The following is a 20,522-nucleotide window of genomic DNA, read 5'->3' on the forward strand; positions in this document are numbered from 1 at the left end:
GGGTATCTTTATATTCAGAGCTTTTCTTTAGTTTTACATGTGGGAGCCGCTCACACTCCGCGCTATCCCGTATAAAGTCCGGTGCGGGATATCTGGAAACTTCAGAAAAATTCCCGGCAGGTATTATCTGGTGTCGGCTCGCTTGAGGAACTTCGCGAAGGTATCTGGTTGTACAGGTTTTTGCGTTGATGCAGAAAATGCTGCTGTCTGAGCGCCAGCGAGTTCTGCATTTTCTGTATCGCCTTTAGCAAAATTCTGTACACCATGATATCTTAGAAGTTCCGATTTGAGCCAGTATCAGATGATACCTGCCGGGAATTTCCTTCTGATTTTCTTATTATATCCCCACACCGGGAATCCTTTATCAGTCTCTTCCTCTCACGCTCCTGCTATAAATGCCCGTATACTGAACGGCACATCCCTGTACTCCGGCCAGATCACAGCAAAGAACACGAACAGCGCCAGTACGATCAGTGCCACACAGATGGCCGCATACACACCTTTTCGTACTTTTTCACTCTTAACCGTCACGTCAAAGAGATTTCCATATCCCATCACCATAAAATAAGTCATCGGAATCAGCATCGGCAGACTGTAACGTCCCTGCGGCTGATAATCAGATGCATAAGAATAATACGCATTCAAAATATTCGGGATGATCATCGCGATCAACATGAACCAGTTGAACATCCCTTTCACGCTCCACTGCTTCTTTACACGAAGCGCAAATGTTTTAATCGGATGCAGGAAGATCAGCAGAAATCCTGCTTTAATAAAGTCCATATAGTTGTTGATCAGCCACTTTGGCATGAACACATCCATATTTCCGAATCTTCCCACGAAGCTTTCACTGACAAGTTCCACCCACGAAAATCCCTCAGATTTCGGAAATCCCTGATTCAGCATATCCCAGAAGGTGTAACCTGCCATCTGCGGAGTCTGTTTCTGAGATGGTTTGTAAGCCGGTTTTGCATACTTCTCTGCACAAACAGAAGACGCATTCATGCCAAGGAAATCCCCGTCATAGAGGATGGCATTTCGGATAAACCACCATGCGGCCAGAATCAGAACAATTGCGCAGACAAGAAGACCTTTTTTTGCAAAATCTCCGTAGCTGCCGTTCTTCTTTGCCTCCATAAACAACGTAATCCCAAAGAAGAAAATACTGCACAAAATAAATCCATATGCATTGTAATAAGACAGTGCACATACTGCCACACCAACCGCAAGAATGATGCAGTTCTTATATGTCCAGCCTTCCGTGAGATATCGCACCCACGCATAAACGATCACTGCCGTAGAAAATACCGCCAGAGCATCACAGTTGACATAAGTAAATACAAACAACGACCCCGGAAGTAAACCGACAAATGCAGCAAAAATCCAGGCTTTTCTGCGGTCAAACAGACGCTTGCCCATATCCAGCGCCAACCACACCGTACCAAGCCCCAGAAGAATGTTGACAAAACGTGCCGCCATAAGAAGCGCAAATGGTACCGTCGTCACAAAGCTGACTATCTTCATGAAAACTGCTGCGATCATGTAATCCAGTATCGGAGAAAACGCATAGGAAATTCCCCACACGATATTTCGCACTGCCGGATCATCTCCGACGGGAAGGCTTCCATGCTCATAAATGTAATATGCGATCTGATAGCGCATCGGCTCATCCGGTCCCGCACCATTTGGCTGAACCCGCGCCCACATCAGATAAAAGCCCAGAAGAAACAGGAAAAATAAAATTTCCACTGTCGTCTCTGTACTGATCTTTTTATGTTTCAAATTTCTTTCCTCCACTGCACTCAAAATTCAAACTGATGGATTTTTTCTGCAATATAATCCACATCATCTATAGAAAGATCATAAAACATCGGAAGTCTCAGAAGACGTTCACTCTCCCTCGTCGTATATACATCTTCACCACAGAATCTTCCAAACTTTTCTCCGGCAGGGGAACTGTGGAGCGGAACATAATGAAATGCCGGTGCAATTCCATTCTCACGAAGGTATGCGATCAGTCTGGTACGGACAGCCAGATCTTTCACCTTGATATAGTACATATGTGCATTATGTGCACAGCCATCCGGAACAAAAGGACGATCAAGTTTGCCCTGTGCTTCCAGATCTGCCAGTCTCTCATGATAACCGTCATAAACCTGATGACGTTTCCGGTTGATCTTGTCACATTCTTCCAGCTGCGCATACAGATATGCCGCATTCATCTCACTTGGAAGATAAGAAGAACCGTAATCGATCCAGCGATATTTATCTACCTGTCCACGGAAGAATTTACTTCTGTCCGTGCCCTTTTCCCGGAGAACTTCCGCTTTTTCCTGATATTCGTTCTTCTGGAAAACAAGCGCACCGCCTTCACCCATCGTGAAGTTCTTCGTCTCGTGGAAACTGTAACAGCCGAAATCGCCGATCGTTCCCAGAGCTTTTCCATGATAGTAGGCATCTACGCCCTGCGCAGCATCTTCCACAACTTTCAGATTGTATTTCTGTGCAATTTCCATAATCTTGTCCATCTCACATGCAACACCGGCATAGTGGACCGGAACGATCGCCCTTGTTTTGTCAGTGATTGCCTGTTCAATAAGATTTTCGTCAATATTCATCGTATCTGGTCTGATATCCACAAATACGATTTTTGCACCGCGGAGCACAAAAGCATCAGCCGTCGAAACAAAGGTATAAGACGGCATGATCACTTCGTCTCCCGGCTGGATATTGCTCAAAAAAGCGGCCATTTCCAGCGCATGTGTACAGGATGTCGTCAGAAACACCTGATTGACATCAAAACGTTTCTTCATCCATTCGGAACACAGCTTCGTGTATTTGCCATCACCGCAGAGCATTCCCTGCGCAACCGCATCCTGAATATAATTTAATTCTTTTCCGACAAGTGCCGGTCTGTTAAAATCGATCATCTGTCTCCTCTACTCTTCTGTTATAAAATAATCCGGCATCTGGTTTCGATATGTAATCTCCTGCCCGTCCGAATCAGTCATACTCATCTCGTCAAAGAAATATCCGGTAATCTCATCCAGCTTTTCTCTGCTCCCGGCAGAAATATAATACAATGCCAGATATGGATTTGGTCCGTATTCAACAACTGTATCTCCTGTTTCATAAAAGATCCAGGGCTTAACCACTGCTTCATTTTCGGCAAGCTCGTATGCTTTTGTCTGATCAGCAATCTTATGGAGTTTTCCGTGGAAGTACAGAACTGCTCCATGCTTCACCGGGTGAAAAATATCGTGTCCGACAAACATTTCCGATATCTTTTCCTTCTGGTAAACACCAGCCAGCAGGAGTTCTTCTATATTAAAGCCATAGACCATATCGGTCAGCTCGTGCTCATATCCAAAAAACCTTCCGGCAATCTCGCAGACCTGAATTCCCTTTCCCGGCTTCCAGAAAAACTGCATGGAAAGAGGTCCGTCCATCTGTCCGGTATGTGCAATGTAAGACTGTAACAAGTCCTTTGCCGGCTCATACACATGAGAAAGAACGCGGGATGGATAGACATTTCGCGTACTGATCGGAAGCATGCTCGTCTCCGGCTGCGTCTTTTCCCTGTCCGCAATACTGATCACATTTACTTTGCCATCATTGACCCAGGTCATCATATTGAATTCAAATCCATCGTTGTATTCTTCTACCAGTACCTCGTCCAGATCTGTAAATTCCGCGCTACGTGCAATCTGCTCTGTCAGTTCGTTTTCATCATGAATAATATAGATTCCTCTGGAACCGTATTTATCCATAGGTTTGCTGATCAAAGGATACGACAGATTCTGAACCAGTTGTTTTATTTTATCCGGTTCGCCTGACAGACTTACCGGTATTTTTACATAACCCGGTGTCGGAAGACCAAGCTCACGAAGTGTCTGACGGCACACGGATTTGTCACGGTACCAGGGAAGCTGCTCCGGTTTCAGATAGCACGGAAGATCTGCTTTCGCCGCAATTTTGACCATGCATTCCATCAAAAGGTCAGAAAACGAAGTGATGATCCCGTCAACCTTTTCTTTCTTACAGAGTTCTGCAATCGCATCTGTATCTGTCACCGGCAGAATATACGAAGCATCGGCATATGCTCTCGCTTCTCCATTTGGATAGCCGTCACAGACGATCGTATAATATCCTTTTTGTTTTGCTTTCTGTACTAGCTGTACAAATTCCCCAAGCGTTCCCAGAATCAATAATCTGTGGTTCATTCTGCGGATGCCTCCCATTCTCTGATCCTTGCTGCCATGTATCTCATCTCCTCTTCACCATAGCGCTGATCGCACGGCAGAGGAAGTATATTTGCTGCCCACTGGTATTCCAGCGAATCTTCACTGCACTGTTCAAACATGTTTTTCCAGTAAGTCGGCACAAAAATTTTGTGTCCCGCCAGCCATCTGCGAAGCTCCATCCCATTCTCATGATAATATGGATATGCAAACGGACCTTCCGGAATCACACGGTTAAATACAGTCTCTGACGGGAGCAGTTCTGAAAGAAGTGCATAATTCTCTTCTCGCTGCTTTTTGCCCTTCTCATAATCAATTGCTCTGAGAAAGTTGCACGTCAACCGTGACATCTTCCGGATCTCCATGCCCTCATAACCGGCTGCATTGTCAAGCATTGCCTGGTAATATTTCCCGGCATTTTCTTCGTAACGTCCCAGAATGTGGCTCATACGCGCACCGGATCTGTCCTCCGGCTTTTCCCCGGATAAAACAACATCTGAAGATACGTATGCCCCATCACTGACGCCCCAGAATTTCCGACAAGAATACAGGGTATCCACTCCCTTAAGCGGTTTCTGAAAAAACGCATGTGTATGATCCACGATCACGTTGCCATAAACCTTCTGACAGTACAGGATTTTTTCGTCTGTAAGCTGACCATAATAACTGACCAGATAGAGGCATTCCTCTGCCGGAAGTTTCCGTTCTTCCAGAAGAATGTTTAAATCTGCATCAAGATGGTAGAATTCCACCTCAATATCATGCTCCACACAGATATCAATGACGGACCGGCAAAGAAACACCGGAAGATATATCTTCTTATACTGGCGCGTCTCAAGAAGCCACAATAATGCAGTCCTTCCGAGATTCACTTTATACAGGTTCGGATAGTACTCCTCTCCCGCCATTTCCTCCAGCTCAAAATAACCGCCAATTTCTTTTTTCATCAGTCTGTATCCTCCCTACGGATCACGTAATGAGGCATCTTTTTCGCCTCATTCAAAATATTCATCAGATAAATCCCCATAATACCGATTGATAACAGGATCAGCCCGAAGAAAGCGAGCATCACCAGCATTAAGGATGTCCAGCCTTCGACTGAAATTCCAAATGCAAAATAACGGACCAAAAAATAAACTGCCATCACCATACTTACCAGAAAACTTACAATTCCGATATTTCGAACCATAAGAAGCGGAAATGCGGTATGTGCGGTAATATCATAGATCAGATCCTTCAGGAGTCTCTTGAAGGAGTAGCCGCTCTTTCCGTAAGCTCTGGCGGCATGCTGTACCGGCACATTGATAATACGGTTCGAGGTCAGCACCAGAAGGTTGCCGATCTGCGGCAGATATGTATTCGTCTTTACCATCGCATCTACAAGGAAGCGGCGGATCAGACGGTAACTGGTGATCTGAAGATTCGGGTCTTTGCCGAGCATCCTGGAAGTCGCCCACACGGAAAACTTCGTGCCAAGCCGGCGGATAAAACCATGTTTTCTGCCTTCATAGCTTGCAATGATCGCGTCCACGTCATCACGCTCTCTCATCACCTTGACCATCTTCGGCAGTTCCTCCGGCTGATGCTGCAGATCATCGTCCATTGTTACGACAAAATCCCCGCGAACATGCGCAAAACCGCACAGAAGCGCCGGATGCTGCCCAAAGTTTCTTGCCATCTGTATAATTCTGACTCTCTGATCTTTGTTTCGAAGCTCTGTCATTACTTCGAATGAACGGTCTTTCGATCCGTCATCGACAAGAATCAGCTCAAAATCTTCTTTTATAACCTCCCGGAAAACCTTTTCCAGTCGGCGGTAAAGTTCCTCAAGTGTGTGTTCTGAATTGTACACAGGAACCACAACGGAATACAAACTCATATGTTTTCCTCGCTCTTTCTAATTTTAGCATTCATTTTTATCATATCATTTTCGATATGTCTTGTAAAGCAATCAAAAAATTCCTGTCGATTCCTGTTTTAAATTCCCGGTATTTGTTGTACAATGTCAGAAAACCATTTATATTTTTCGGAGGAACCATGAAAAATTTCCGTAATTATCTACAGCTTCATTTAAATATCCTGCTGTTTTCGCTGACAAGCGTTTTTTCGAAGCTTGCATCGATCCAGTATAACCAAAACGGACTGCATGCACCGCTTCTCTATGTATTTCTGTTTCTTATGATTGCCAACTGCGGCATCTATGCGATTGCCTGGCAGCAGGTCATCAAGAAATTTTCTCTGTCAACTGCCTATGCCAACAAAAGCGTCTACCTTCTATGGTCGCAGATCTGGGCAGTGCTCATCTTTCACGAACAGCTTTCCCCACAGAACATTCTGGGGATCCTGATCGTATTATTTGGAGTATGGACGGTGCAGCGTTATGAATAAAACATTTCTTCTTATTATGCTGGGAGGAACTTTTTTTTCTGCGATTTCCCAGATTCTTTTAAAGCAGAGTGCAAACATCAAATACAGTAATCCCATCAGAGAGTATCTGAACTGGCGTGTCATCCTCGCTTATTTTCTTTTTTTTGGTATTCTTCTTCTGAATACCTGGTGCTACACAAAAGTCGATATGCGCTACGGACCGGTCATTGATACCGCCGCCTATGTATTCGTCCTGCTGCTCTCAAAGGTGATTCTGAAAGAAAAGATCACACGAGGCAAATTTATCGGCAATCTGATCATCATTGCCGGAATCATTGTTTATACACTGTAATTAATCTATCGGTTACATAAACGCAAAATCTCCTGTGGATAAAACGGACAGATGAGAAGCTTTTCCCATCTGTCCGTTTTTATCTGCGCATTTATACCTTGCGGTCAGCTCTGTTTATTCTTCTGTTTTTGCTTCTTCGGTGATCTCTTCTGCAGCTTCGTCCGCTTTTTCCTCCGCTTCAGCTTCTACCACTTCTTCTCCAGCTTCGTCTGCTGTCGGTTCTTCGGTATCCTCTGCAATATCTGCCGCTTCTGTTTCGGCCTCTGTCTCTGCCGCCTCCTCTGCGGACTCTTCTGACTTTTTTTCTTCCTCTACCTCCTCGGCAGTACCATCGATTGTATCCCCGGCATCTTCTTCCTCTTCCTGTGTCGGACACGCTGCACCACAGAATTTACAGAATGCAGCATTCTTCTCAACTTCTTTACCGCAGGATGGGCAGATTCGTCTGGTTCTGATCTTCAGATCTTTGATATCTGTACGTAACTGTTCGATCTGTTCCATACGCTGATCGATCTGCTCGCAGAGTTCTTTCTGAACATCGTCTACCGGCACTTCTTCTTTGTAACGCTGGTACACGATTTTTCCAAGATCTGCCATAATTTTATCAATCTGACGTTCTTCTGCGGATATTTTATTCTTAAGACGCTGTGTTTCATAAACATCTTCCGCACGTCCGCTTAATTCTTTTGCAGTTTTTGAAAGTGCCTGTCCGAGATTACCAAAAAAATCCTTTGCCATAATACATTCCCTCTCTTTCTTAGTCTATATGAAATCTATGTTGCAAAATTACTGTCCGCTTTCAAGAAGCGGTACCTCCTGCCCGCGAAGCAGAATCTTCGGTCCGCCGTTTCCCTCAATATAACCTCTGGTGATCACTACCTCTCCAATATTGTCATCCTTCGGAATCTCATACATGATATCCAGCATGTATTCCTCAAGGATCGCACGAAGAGCTCTTGCTCCTGTGTGTTTCTCCATTGCTTTCGCTGCAATTGCACGAAGGGCATCCTCCTCAAATTCCAGCTTGACTTCATCCAGTGCCAGAAGCTTCTGATACTGCTTAAGGATCGCATTTCTTGGCTCACGCAGGATCTGTACCATCATATCTTCTGTAAGACCATTCATTGTAAATATAATCGGAAGTCGTCCGATAAATTCCGGAATCATGCCGAAATTTCGAAGATCATCCACAGTAACCTTCTCAAGAAGATTCGGATCATCGTCATACTTATCCTTCAGATCCGCATAAAATCCGATGGATGCCTGCTTATTCAGACGCTCCTTTATGATATTCTCAAGATCCGGGAAAGCACCTCCGCAGATGAACAAAATATTTCTTGTATTCACGGTTGTCAGCGGAACCATTGCATTTTTGCTGTTGGCTCCGACCGGCACCTCAACATCGCTGCCCTCGAGAAGCTTCAGCATTCCCTGCTGCACTGCCTCACCACTGACATCTCTCTGATTCGTATTTTTCTTCTTCGCGATCTTGTCGATCTCATCAATAAAAATAATTCCATGCTCAGCCTTCTCAACATCATTATCTGCTGCCGCAAGAAGCTTTGAAACAACGCTCTCGATATCATCACCAATGTACCCGGCTTCTGTAAGGGAAGTCGCATCTGCGATTGCAAGCGGCACATCCAGAAGTTTCGCAAGTGTCTTGACCAGATAAGTCTTACCACATCCGGTCGGTCCGATCATCAGCATATTGGATTTCTCGATTGCGATTTCATCCATTGTATCGGTCGCAACACGTTTATAATGATTATAAACGGCAACGGACATAACCTTTTTCGCATACTCCTGTCCAATCACATATTCATCAAGTGTTGCCTTGATCTTGTGTGGTGCGGGAATCTTTTTCAGGTCGAGGACCGGATCTTTCTTTTCACTTTTTTTCTTCTTTGGTTTCGGCTGCTGTCCCATCTGATTCTGGAGGCTGCTCAGATCGATCATACTGATATTCGGCATGTTAAACAGATCGCCATAATTAAAATTGCCACTCTGCATCTGTGTGTTCATGCTGTCGAAACTTCTCTGCATGCAGTCCGGACATATATGTATATTATTCGGAAGATCGATCATCTTTCCTGCCTGACTCTCGGAACGGTGACAGAGGGTACAGAACTTCTCTGGTTCATAATCATCGGTCTGATCATCTGTATCCTGATTTTCTTCATCTATGATCTCATCATTGTATTTATCTGTCATATAAACTCCTTTCATTTACAGCGCTTCGCAACTGCTCTCATATGCAAAACGCACAGGCTAATGGCTCCTGTCCCGGTCCATTTACCTATGCGTTCATTATAACATAACCTATCACACTGTAAACTAAAGTTTTTATAAATTCGGTCAGCCCGTGTAATCTGAACGGTTTCCAAGTGTCACGGAAATTGTTTTCTGTACATATTCTCCGTTATCAGCTCTGGAAACAACAACATCCACTGACTCACCGGCTTCATAATAAGCCAGTTTATTTTCCAGATCTTCTCTGCCGCTTACTGTCTGTCCGTCAAAGCTTACAATAATATCGCCCTTCTGAATACCAGCCTCACCTGCTGCTGAATCTTTATCGACACGGATCACAAATGCGCCTTCCGGCATATCATACATCTGGATTGCTTCCATCGAAAGATCGGCAGAAGTAACCCCAAGATATGCTGCTTTTGAGTCATCCTCTACTTTGTCTCTCGTCTGACGATTCATAAGATTTTCCAGTATCGGCTGTGCTTTCGAAATCGGGATTGCATAACCCATACCTTCCACCGCACTGTCTGCATACTTCGCAGAATTGATACCAACCACTTCTCCCTGCATATTAAGAAGTGCGCCGCCGCTGTTACCCGGGTTGATTGCTGCATCTGTCTGAATCAGTCCGTCACTTGTCGTACCGTCGCTTGTCGAAATACTTCTGTTTAATGCACTGATCCACCCGGATGTTACAGACTGTCCATAGCCGAGTGCATTACCGATCGCGACGACCTGTTCTCCGACTTCCACTGAATCAGAATCACCAAGCTGTGCAATCTTGATCTGTGATAAGGTATCCTCCGGAATATCAGATTTCTGTACCGCAACTACCGCCAGATCATTTGTTTCATCTGTACCTTTTATCTTCGCACTGACGGCATCCTCCACATTGACATCTCCATCACTGTCACTTTCTGAGGACATATTCACAGTCTCTGCCTCTGCATTGACTACATCACTTCCGGCAAAACATACGCTGAGTGTCGTAGCACCGTCTACAACATGATTATTTGTTGCGATCAGAAGTTCGTCATCATTCTCACCTACAATGATACCGGATCCGCTGCCTTCACTGGAATACTGCTGTGTATCGCCATATCCAAATCCAAATGCGCGGAAATAATTCGGGATCTCCTGTATGCTGACAGATGTAATCGCGACAACTGTCGGCATTGCTGCTTTTGCAACATCTGAAACACTTCCTGTCTGCGCAGAAACACTCTGTGCTGCATCATCTGTACCATTCTCAGAAGAATCTGTACCCTCTGAGGCTGCATCATCTGACGATGCACTCACGGCAAGCTGCGCGGTCTCAATCTGCGGTTCTGCATCATCTGTCGTTGTGCCCATATACTGAGCTGCAAAAAAATTCACACCCTGAAATACTACACCGGCAACCAGTCCGAACACTACCGCAAGAGAAATTGTCGAAGCCAGTTTCCTGCCACCGCTTTTCTTTCTGCGTTTCTTTTTCTCCGGTTCCTGCCCTGTTTCATTCACATACGTCTGATGCATATTATAATGTTCATATATCGGCGGTTCATTGAACCGTTTGGTATCTCTATCATTCTGCGGAGCATTTCCCGAATTCCATTTTTCTTCGTCGTTCATGCTGTGCTCCTTTCTGCTTTCTTCTTATTTCTTACCATGAAAACAGTGTATCAGTCAATTGTGTTGAAAGTGTGACAACTCCTTTAAAAAAGCGTGTTTCTGCTCATTTCCAGTAATTCGGACTCATCGTACACCACAAAATAAATTTCTTCGGCAGTTTACGGAATTTTTTGCCCGCCAGATATCCGGCATACTTACCTGCACACTGCAAAACAAAACCCGGTATGAGCCATACCCTTCCTGAATGAATAAGGTAGGCAAGTGTCTTTTTGACAAGGCGCATGCCTTCTCCCTCAGACGGTACTCCCTCAAATATTTCAGGATGCTCCGCCTGCGATACACCAAGATCAAAATTTCTGTGGAACTGCTGCATACAGTTATAATTATGGGAATGTATCACCCTGGCTTCTGCTGCATAGGCAATTCTATATCCTTTCTGGATCAGCCCTCCCGCATAGATCATATCCTCATTAAAAATAGTACGGCGTACAAAACCACCCTGCTTTTCGTAAATATCTTTTTTGTATGCTGCACAGACATTTGAACAGAAAAAAGTTTTGATTCCATATTTGTCCAGATCATCTTTTGTCTTAACTACGGATCTGTCCGGATAATTAAATGCTCTTGTATACCGTTCCACAAAACTGCATTCCGCGTTCGGAAGCTGTCTTGCATAAGCAGCTGCAATATTCTCCTCCTGATCAAGCGCTTTCAAAAGCTCTGCAAGCAGCTCACGGTCGGCCGGCATCGCATCCTGTGTCATAAATACCATTACATCCGCATCAGAAAGTTCTGCTGCCCACGCTCTCGTACCACCGTGATCGAACTCTGATTTTGCAAGGTGATGAACCTCCATCACTCCGGATAATTTTTCCCATTCTTTATTCCACATGGATTCCTCTGTATTCATTACTATAATCCTGTGGATCGGAACAGTCTGTTTTTCCAGTCTTTTAATAAGTGTGGCAAATTCATTTCCCGGATGATAGGCGGGAATGATCACATCTACTGTTTTATTTTCCATAGTATCTCCTTATCGGTATTTTTCATACCGGATATTAATTATGCCCTTATTGATGTATGGTAACAGAAGAAGGGAATTTCTTCAATAAGAAATTCCCTTCTGATCTTTATCTCATGTTGTTATGCAATTTTGCTTATGCAGCTTCAGATGCGCCCTGCTCGAAGGCTTCCACAGCATCACTTGCATCACCGCCGGCATCGATGTCTCCACCGTCTCCTCCGTCGCCGGTATCACCACCGGACGTATCGCCTCCGCTAGTATCACCACCGGACGTATCGCCTCCGGTAGTATCATCCGGCACATAATTATTATCCCCACCGGTATTATCTCCACCAGTCGTATCGCCTCCGGTAGTATCATCCGGCACATAATTATTATCCCCACCGGTATTATCTCCACTGTTGTCAGGATCGTACTGTTCGCCACTGCCGCTTGTGTCTGTCCATCCGGAACCGTTCTTTTCGAATATAACGCTATCATTTTCTGTGTTCTCTTCACCGATGTTTTTCTGTACATCATCCAGATTACCTGCACCACCGACGATCTCAAGAATCTTTTCACTGTTGGCAGTTACTGTTGCAGATGGTGTATAGTTTGCATCTCCATAGAGGAATTTGTGCAGTTCCTGTACGTTTGATACAAGGTCTGTCGGTACGATAATACTTCCCTTTACATTTGAGAATTTATAGGATGACGGGAAACCAGCCGTCTCATCTACACTGTAACCGATCAGTGTCGGAAGAAGCTGAAGGATATCCTCTTTTCCCAGAGATGTCGTTACCATCGGGAAGACATCGTCCATAATATTAAAGATTTTACTCAATCCGGCATGTTTTGCTTTATAAACGATCATCTGAATAACTTTACGCTGACGCTCTGTACGTCCCATATCAAGACTTGCTGTGTAACGAATACGGCAATAAGATGTTGCCTGTACACCGTTCAGATGATAACTGTACTGGACTTTTTCCTGATCTTCCGGTTTTTCCGGAAGTTCGATTGGTGTGTAGCTGAGTCCTGTATCTTCGGCTGTCTCTACACAGTAGTTATTCATATGCACGATCTCTGCATAGGACATATCCATATCCAAACCGCCCAGATCATCAATGATTGTTGCAAGTGCATCGAATTTAACAGTTGCATAATCTGTAATATTCAGGTCGAGGTTGGTATTCAGCATGGTGATTGCCTGTTCCGGACCACCATATGCATATGCTGCATTTGCTTTGGAATAGGTATCATCACCAAGGTTCAGAAGTGTATCACGGTAAATAGATACAAGCCTTACCTCTTTTGTATCATTGTTGACACTCGCAATAATCATGGTATCGCTGTTCTGGTTACCGGAAAACTTCATATTTGCACTTCGGGAATCAATTCCGAACAAAGCATAGGTCGTATAACCGGTCAGATGTGAATCTTCGGAATTAATTGCGTCCTGTACTTCTTCATTGACCTGAATCTTCTCAGTATCAAGTTTCTGTGTATTTGTCTTGTCCATTCGGGACATCAGCTGTCCATATACATACAGACCTCCGATAAACACAAGAAGCACTATGATTTCTACTGCAAAAAGTATCTTTTTGGTTTTGGATCTCTTTTTTGGTCTTGCCATCTTTTCTCCCCTTACTTTTTAGTATGCGTTTTTGTTTACAAATCCTTTAAAGATTGTAAGAAACAGTATCTTTATATCAAAACCGATCGACCAGTTCTCTATATAATAAAGGTCACAGTCGATTCGTTTTTTGATTGATGTATCACCACGGTATCCATTCACCTGTGCCCATCCGGTCAGTCCCGGACGAACCTGATGCTTGACCATGTATCTGGGAATCTCTTCCCGAAATTTTTCAACAAAGAACGGCCTTTCAGGACGAGGTCCTACAAGACTCATATCTCCCCGCAGAATATTAAAAAACTGTGGAAGCTCATCAATACTTGTCCTGCGCATAAATTTACCGATTCCAGTCACACGTGGATCGTCTTTGACTGTCCACGCCTTCTTTTCTTCGGCCTCCGGCTGTACTTCCATAGACCGGAATTTATACATCCAGAAAGTTTTATTGTGAAGTCCGACACGCTCCTGACGATAGATCAGCGGTCCCGGTGATGTCAGTTTGATCAGTATGCACATCACAAGCATGACCGGTGACGAAACAATGATCGCCATGATCGAACCGACAATATCCATCGCACGCTTGACCATGAAATTAAAGGTATTACTCAACGGAACATAGCGGATATTAATCACCGGAAGTCCCAGAATATCTTCGGTATATGGTTTGGTCGGAATAATCTTGTTGTAATCCGGAATAAATTTCGTATGAACGCCTGATTTCTCGCACATTGCAACGATTTCTTCCAGGCGGTAATACTCACTCAGTCCAAGTGTGATCGCAATCTCGTCCAGACGGTTGGCCGGTAAGATCACGGACAGATTCGCAATACGACCAATAACCTTGATTCCATTATAGATTGTCCCTGCCGGAACATTGTCATCCAGAATTCCTCTTACAACATACCCCCACTGCGGGTTCTGCTGTATCCTGTCAATATATTCTTCTGCCGCACGGCTGTAGCCTACCAGTATCATCTGCTTCTGGTTCAACCCTTTGCGTCGCATATTGCGCAGTATCGAAAAAATGAACAGTCGTACAATCCATTCTGCGAAAATATTTATCACGCAGAAAATATAAACGGTCAGTCTGGAGAAGTCCGACTCGTCCATCATATAAAGACTGAATACGACCAGCAGAAGTCCAAGTACATTTGCCTTGATGATATTTGCAAGAACAAGCCTGCGTCCCTGCATATGCAGCGGCTCATACAGAGTAAAAGCCTGATACAGCAATAAATAGCCCGGAATGATAAATACCAGAGCAAACATATACTGTTCAAAAGCAAGTGCACGGACTGCGGAATAAGCAAAAGGACCGATGAAACGAATCATCCACGCAAGTATATAACATACCGCAATGACGATTGCATCAATCAGCATCTGCAGCCGGGTGAAGTTCTTCTGATTGTCCTGAATCACTCTCTCCCACCTCAATCCAATTCTTTGTTTTTCACATTTCTGTCCGAAAAACAACTCCGGACAGCCACGTTTATCTTATACTAGTTACTCTCTAAAATCAACAATATCTTCCGTATATTATATTAAAATTCCATAAAGTAATGTAAAATTGCCTTTATGCACGAAACCGGCGGATGATGTTGATCCACAGTTCCAGCTGAATTTTGCAGTAATTTGGCAGATGTTTTATCCGAAACGGTACTTTTTGGTTTTTCATGCTGATAGAAAAACCGTTTTTGATCCCTGCTGCATACGCTTTACCCATTCCCTTTATTGCAAAAAACAGGAATTTTATAAGAAAACCGGCTGCAAGAAACGGTAAGTTTAAGATGATCTGCAAAAGCGGCATATTCTTATAGATCAGATAAATATTATTTCTGGATGAATATCTTGTCTTAAACTGATTGTAACGTGAACCGCTTGTGCCGCTGCCGACATGGTAAACAATTGCTTTCGGCGCATACCAGTTCTCATAGCCGTAAATTCTTGCACGATAACCGATATCTGTATCCTCCAGATATGCAAAATGCTCTTCATCAAAATAACCGATCTTCTCTAAGATCTTTTTGCGGTAGATTGCAGCCCCTGCACATGCAGAAAATATTTTGTCCTCCGTCTCATATGCATGGATATCTTTCCCCCTGCCGCGGGCAAACGACCATCCCAGTGCACAGTAATAATTCCCGACATCGTCCAGTCTGTCGCGATCATGGTACTGCACCATTCTTGCACCACAGGAAAACGCATTCTTGTGACGTCTGATCGCAGCAAGCATTTCCTCCACAAAATCTTCTTTTACTTCTGTATCATTATTCAAAAGCAGAACATACGGTGCTTTTGCCGCACGTATACCTGCATTGACCGCTCCGCAGAATCCGAAATTCTCCGACAGCTCAATCAGGTGTACCCACGGATAATTGGCTGTCACGAAAGAACAGCTTCCATCTGTAGATCCGTTATCCACCAGTATGACTTCAAAATTACTCAGTGTCTGCCCTTCCAGACTTGCAAGCACACTGTCCAGAAATGCAATTCCATTAAAATTCGGTATGACCACCGATACTTCCATATTATCTCCTATCCTTACCCTTACTGTCCATTCCTTTCAGCGGGCGAAGTGAATAATTCCACTTTGTCAGCGAAAGATTCTTATTGTAATACGGATCACCGTTTTTCAGGATGTCGATCCAGTGCTCTCTCATATACTCGATTTCTTCCTGAAAACGTCGTACCTTCGCCTCGCTGTCTTCCGCGCCTCTTGTCTTTGATTCCATATGATAAAGCTGTACGTATGGATCATACACGATCAGTCTGCCGGATTTTCTCACTTTCAGGCAGAGATCCACATCATTAAAAGCTACTGCAAGCTTCTCTGTAAAACCACCTGCTTCCTCAAAAGCGGTACGTTTCATCATCATACATGCTGCTGTTACCGCACTCATATCCTGAATAATTGATGCCTTGTGAAGATATCCGGTACGGTTCGCCGGCATATCGACAAACATATGTCCTGCAATCCCACCGATTCCGATCACACATCCTGCATGCTGGATCGTATCATCCGGATAAAGAAGCTTCACACCGACGGCTCCCACTTCTTCTCTCTGACACATGCCGAGCATCTCTTCGATCCAGTCCGGTGTGATCACTGTAACATCGTTATTCAGGAACAGCAGATAATCACCATTCGCATGCTGTACCCCGAAATTATTGATCGCTGCATAGTTAAATTCTCTCTCCCAGCGAAGCACGCGGATCTTCGGATCTTTTTCTATTTCTTTATAGTACGCAAAAATTTCTTCTGATACACTGTTATTTTCTATAATGAGTATCTCATAGTTCTGATAAGCCGTCTTTTCTTTAATGGAATGAAGGCAGGCTTCCAGAGATTCCTTCTCATCTTTGTTCGGAATGATAATGGACACCATCGGACTGCCCTGTACCGGATACTGCACACGAAAAAAGCCGAGATCCGGTGTGTGTGTGACAGTTCCCTTCTGTCCCATTCTCTCAAGATGTGCCTCGATCGCGCGTCTTCCTGCTTCAAACGCATACATTTTGCTTGCAGGGTTATCCGCTGTCGACGCTTTGTGTGTTCTCCAGTGATATAAAATCTCCGGCACATGTCCGATCCTTCCGGCTTCTTCTACGCAGCGGAAAATAAAGTCATGATCCTGTGCTCCGTCAAATTCCTGACGGAATCCACCGACTTTACGTATGATTGACTGCCTGACAACAAAAAAATGGCAGATATAGTTGTTGGAACGCAGAAGGTCAAGGTTAAAATCCGGTTTCAGATGCGGCTGAAAATGCTCGTCCAATTCGGTAGTTACCTTGTCTTCATCTGTATAGACACCATCCGCCTCCGGATCATTTTCCAGATAACGTGCAATCTCATAAAGAGCATTTGGTGCAAGCAGGTCATCATGATCAAGAATTCCTGCATACTCTCCCTGTATCATCTCAAGTGCTGCGTTTGTATTTCCTGCAATTCCGAGATTCTGATCCAGTATTTTTACACGGATCCTGCTGTCCTTATTCGTATATTGATCCAGCACTGCCTGCATTTTTTTATCTTCCGGACTTCCGTTCGCAATGCAGAGTTCCCAGTTGCTGTATGTCTGTGCCAGCAGCGAATCTATCATCTGGCGCAGAAAAACTTCCGGTGTACGAAATGCCGGAACTGCCACGCTGATCAACGGGCTGTAGGAAAACCTGTATTTTCTCTGTTTTTCCAGTTCTGTATCATCCGGAATATAAGCCTCGTACCACGGACCATACGGCACTTCTTCCGGCTCAAAGCGTTCATGAAGACGAATCCAGAATTCCTTCGGACCATAATGTTTGAAATAACGCAATCCCTTACGGATCGTGTACGGATTAAGCTTTTTCAGCATTCGTGCCCACTGAATATGTCCGGTCACTTCTTTTTTTTTGCTCATAATCTGTCTGTATCCTCTGACGCTGCTTACACCCTGCTTATTCCAGAGTAAAACAGCTTATTCCTCTTATAATAGGATTTATTTTATCATTCCACTCTGTTTTTTGCAAGGGCGGAGTCAATTTCGCTTGCGCTGCCACTGCTTTTCTATTATCATTGCACTGAGAGGAGGCTCTTTATGAAAAGAATTCGATATTTTGATCTGTTAAGATGTATTTCATTTTGCTTTATTATTTTTTATCATATGATATCCCAGCTTTACTTTTCCGGATTATTTACATTAGATAAGGTTCTGCCTTTTTATGAAAACGATAATATGAACATCGCCATGCTGGGTGTCGCTGTGTTTTTTATCTTATCCGGTGCCGGACTCGCATATTCCACAGGGGAGAATTTTGACATTCGACGCTTCTACAAAAAAAGATTTATAAGAATCCTGATTCCATTTTACATAACCTATATTTCCTATTTTATATATAAAGCAGGAACGACCGGTTCTTTTACGTCCTTCTTCCCACCGGAAACATCCGCATGGAAAATCATTTTTACATTCTTCGGAATGGATGAATGGATCAGTCAGCACGGAATCCATACATTTTCCCTTGGTATCGGTGAATGGTTTCTCGGCGCACTGATCATATTATATTTGCTTTTTCCTCTGCTCCGCTTCCTGATGAAAAAGAATCCATGTCTCTTTTTCATCGGCTCCACATGTATCTATCTGCTTTTACTGTTTTATTATCCATTTCATACTCCGGTGCATGTGAACCTGCTGATCAAGGGATATGATTTTGTTTTAGGTATGCTGCTTGGCTATACAAACCATAAATTCAGACCTCAGTGGGCCTTTCTTTCCGTTCCTCTGGTTATATTTTTCTTTGTTTCCCCGTTCAGGCTGGGAATACATTACGAACTGAAAGTGGAGATCCTCGCTGTTGCTTTTTGCATTTCCATCTCATACCTTGAACCGATTCTTCAGAAAAAAGAGCTGAAATTAATGGATTTATTAAGCAGGTATTCCTACGAGATTTTTCTCGTGCACCACATTATCATATATATCCTTACACCGGCTTCCATACCGTATCTGCATGGTTCCTGGTCTGTCAGCATTCTTTTTGCCGTTGAGCTTGTGTTTATCGTATTTTTTTCGTTCATTCTGAAATGGATTTCGGGCAGATGCATCGCTTTTCTGTCACGCAGAACCATAACATAAATCCAGTCATAAAAAGCTCGGCTGTTCTGCTTGAATTACCACCCGAAATGGGATATGATAGATTTCGAGAATTACTTACAAAAAAGCATAATCAGTTTAAACACATATGAAATGGGAGTACAGATTTATGAAATTTAAAAAAATACATTCCGGTCTGATCGCACTCGGTCTTTGCTGTTCCCTGCTTCTTCAGACACCTGTTTTTGCAGCCGAAGAAACAGCCGATACCGCTTCCGCTTCCGCGATCTCAACGAACGATATAGCCGGATGGCCGCAGGGTCCGGATATCACATCCACCGCTGCTGTCATCATGGAAGACAGCACCAACACAACACTCTATGCAAAAAACATGGATCAGGTTCTTTATCCCGGAGCTACCGTCAAAGTCATGACCACACTCCTTGCACTGGAAAACACACAGCTTTCCGACCAGGTCACCATGACTGCAACCGGCGTATCCGGTGTCACAGACGGAGGCGCCAATATCTCCGCGCAGATTGATGAAGTATTTACCGTAGAGCAGTGTCTGTATGCGATCATGCTCGCATCTGCAAACGATGTTGCCCTTCAGCTCGCCGAGCATATCGGTGGTTCTGTCGATGGTTTCGTTCAAATGATGAATGCCCGTGCAACAGAACTTGGCTGTACCAACACTGTATTTACGAATCCAACCGGTCTTCCGGATGAGAATCAGCATACAACGGCACACGATATGGCGCTGATCATGAAAGCTGCTGCTGATAACGAATCATTCCAGACCATTGCAAGTACTACATCCTATACGATCCCGGCAACTAATGTTTCCGGCGGAGACCGGGTTCTGACCAACAACTTTTCCATGCTGACCAACACAAATGCCGCTTATTATCAGTATTGTACCGGCGGACGAGAAGGATACACCGAAGCCTCCGGAAGTACACTTGTCTGCAGTGCACAGAAAAACGGTATCACCCTGATCGCAGTCGTCCTTCAGGGAACATCCGGAACCACCGCCACCGAGGCAGCCAGTCTTTTAAATTATGGATTTGATAATTTCAATATGCTTTCCCTCGGGGATAATGATTTTAATATGTTATCCGGCGGGGATGTATATGTACCAGTCGGCACCACCGCCGATGCTCTGACTACCCAGGACGGCGAAGTTCAGGACGGACAGTACAGCCGCCAGTATCTCTTTGGCGGAACAGCTGTTGGAACATCTGTCATGGCAGCCACCCAGGAAGAAGATACTTCTCTTGTCGATGCAAGTGTACAGAATATTGATGCAGCCAGGAATTATACTGAAGGTCGTAATAATCTTCCATACTTTATCATTGGCGGTGTGGGAATCCTGCTTCTTCTCCTGATTCTCCTTCGTATCATTAAAGTTGCAAAATCCTGAACTGATATATTTAAATCAGAACAAAAAACATGTGCCGCGGCACATAAAAAGCAGCTGTCG

At 44.1% G+C, this 20,522-nt stretch carries 17 protein-coding genes; 4 read left to right on the forward strand and 13 right to left on the reverse strand.

The window, feature by feature from the left end; all coding sequences use genetic code 11:
• Positions 1-378: 378 nt before the first annotated feature.
• The 5 genes from H8Z79_RS08595 to H8Z79_RS08615 are packed head-to-tail and all read right to left on the reverse strand — an operon-like array spanning position 379 to position 6,120.
• Complete coding sequence (locus H8Z79_RS08595) at positions 379-1,782, reverse strand: ArnT family glycosyltransferase (RefSeq protein ID WP_118039120.1); 1,404 nt, start codon at positions 1,780-1,782, stop codon at positions 379-381.
• A 20-nt stretch (positions 1,783-1,802) separates the two neighbouring features.
• Entirely contained in the window at positions 1,803-2,930 is a 1,128-nt protein-coding gene (rffA, locus tag H8Z79_RS08600) for a dTDP-4-amino-4,6-dideoxygalactose transaminase (protein ID WP_015543329.1), read from the reverse strand.
• 9 nt (positions 2,931-2,939) lie between these two features.
• Positions 2,940-4,223, reverse strand: a complete 1,284-nt coding sequence (locus tag H8Z79_RS08605) for an ATP-grasp domain-containing protein (RefSeq protein ID WP_118039119.1) — start codon at positions 4,221-4,223, stop codon at positions 2,940-2,942.
• Positions 4,220-5,188, reverse strand: coding sequence for a hypothetical protein (locus tag H8Z79_RS08610; protein ID WP_118039118.1), 969 nt, complete (start codon positions 5,186-5,188; stop codon positions 4,220-4,222). Before H8Z79_RS08610 ends, H8Z79_RS08605 begins: the two co-directional genes overlap by 4 nt.
• Entirely contained in the window at positions 5,188-6,120 is a 933-nt protein-coding gene (locus H8Z79_RS08615; protein WP_118039117.1) for a glycosyltransferase family 2 protein, read from the reverse strand. Before H8Z79_RS08615 ends, H8Z79_RS08610 begins: the two co-directional genes overlap by 1 nt.
• A 158-nt stretch (positions 6,121-6,278) precedes the next feature.
• Here H8Z79_RS08615 and H8Z79_RS08620 point away from each other — a divergent pair, with 158 nt between their 5' ends.
• Together H8Z79_RS08620 and H8Z79_RS08625 are read left to right on the forward strand one after the other, a co-directional pair.
• Positions 6,279-6,629 (forward strand): EamA-like transporter family protein, encoded by a 351-nt coding sequence (locus H8Z79_RS08620; RefSeq protein WP_118039116.1) that lies wholly within the window; start codon positions 6,279-6,281, stop codon positions 6,627-6,629.
• Positions 6,622-6,960: an EamA family transporter gene (locus H8Z79_RS08625; RefSeq protein WP_015543325.1), complete on the forward strand. Its 339-nt coding sequence runs from the start codon at positions 6,622-6,624 to the stop codon at positions 6,958-6,960. The genes H8Z79_RS08620 and H8Z79_RS08625 overlap by 8 nt, the downstream gene beginning before the upstream one ends.
• A gap of 114 nt (positions 6,961-7,074) precedes the next feature.
• On the opposite strand, the gene H8Z79_RS08630 is transcribed toward H8Z79_RS08625, so the two are convergent.
• From H8Z79_RS08630 to H8Z79_RS08665, 8 genes are all read right to left on the reverse strand, one after another.
• Entirely contained in the window at positions 7,075-7,698 is a 624-nt protein-coding gene (locus H8Z79_RS08630; RefSeq protein WP_118039115.1) for a zinc ribbon domain-containing protein, read from the reverse strand.
• Between the two features lie 48 nt (positions 7,699-7,746).
• On the reverse strand, positions 7,747-9,174 hold the full coding sequence (gene clpX / locus H8Z79_RS08635; protein ID WP_118039114.1) for an ATP-dependent Clp protease ATP-binding subunit ClpX: 1,428 nt from the start codon (positions 9,172-9,174) through the stop codon (positions 7,747-7,749).
• 144 nt (positions 9,175-9,318) lie between these two features.
• On the reverse strand, positions 9,319-10,827 hold the full coding sequence (locus H8Z79_RS08640) for a S1C family serine protease (RefSeq protein ID WP_118039113.1): 1,509 nt from the start codon (positions 10,825-10,827) through the stop codon (positions 9,319-9,321).
• 103 nt (positions 10,828-10,930) lie between these two features.
• A complete protein-coding gene (locus H8Z79_RS08645) occupies positions 10,931-11,851 on the reverse strand; it encodes a glycosyltransferase family 2 protein (RefSeq protein ID WP_118039112.1) in 921 nt (306 codons plus the stop codon).
• Positions 11,852-11,984: 133 nt separating this feature from the next.
• Complete coding sequence (locus tag H8Z79_RS08650; RefSeq protein WP_187002810.1) at positions 11,985-13,466, reverse strand: LCP family protein; 1,482 nt, start codon at positions 13,464-13,466, stop codon at positions 11,985-11,987.
• Between the two features lie 18 nt (positions 13,467-13,484).
• A complete protein-coding gene (locus tag H8Z79_RS08655; RefSeq protein WP_118039110.1) occupies positions 13,485-14,888 on the reverse strand; it encodes an undecaprenyl-phosphate glucose phosphotransferase in 1,404 nt (467 codons plus the stop codon).
• A gap of 154 nt (positions 14,889-15,042) precedes the next feature.
• A complete protein-coding gene (locus H8Z79_RS08660; protein ID WP_187002811.1) occupies positions 15,043-15,996 on the reverse strand; it encodes a glycosyltransferase family 2 protein in 954 nt (317 codons plus the stop codon).
• 1 nt (position 15,997) lies between these two features.
• A complete protein-coding gene (locus H8Z79_RS08665; protein ID WP_118039108.1) occupies positions 15,998-17,869 on the reverse strand; it encodes a glycosyltransferase family 2 protein in 1,872 nt (623 codons plus the stop codon).
• A gap of 177 nt (positions 17,870-18,046) precedes the next feature.
• Between H8Z79_RS08665 and H8Z79_RS08670 the strand changes: the two genes are divergently transcribed.
• Both H8Z79_RS08670 and H8Z79_RS08675 read left to right on the forward strand, forming a co-directional pair.
• On the forward strand, positions 18,047-19,081 hold the full coding sequence (locus H8Z79_RS08670) for an acyltransferase family protein (protein ID WP_118039107.1): 1,035 nt from the start codon (positions 18,047-18,049) through the stop codon (positions 19,079-19,081).
• 127 nt (positions 19,082-19,208) lie between these two features.
• On the forward strand, positions 19,209-20,462 hold the full coding sequence (locus H8Z79_RS08675; RefSeq protein WP_118039106.1) for a D-alanyl-D-alanine carboxypeptidase family protein: 1,254 nt from the start codon (positions 19,209-19,211) through the stop codon (positions 20,460-20,462).
• The last annotated feature ends 60 nt before the right edge of the window (positions 20,463-20,522 follow it).

This window comes from Blautia intestinalis (genome assembly GCF_014297355.1).
In the GTDB taxonomy this organism is placed as follows: domain Bacteria; phylum Bacillota; class Clostridia; order Lachnospirales; family Lachnospiraceae; genus Blautia_A; species Blautia_A intestinalis.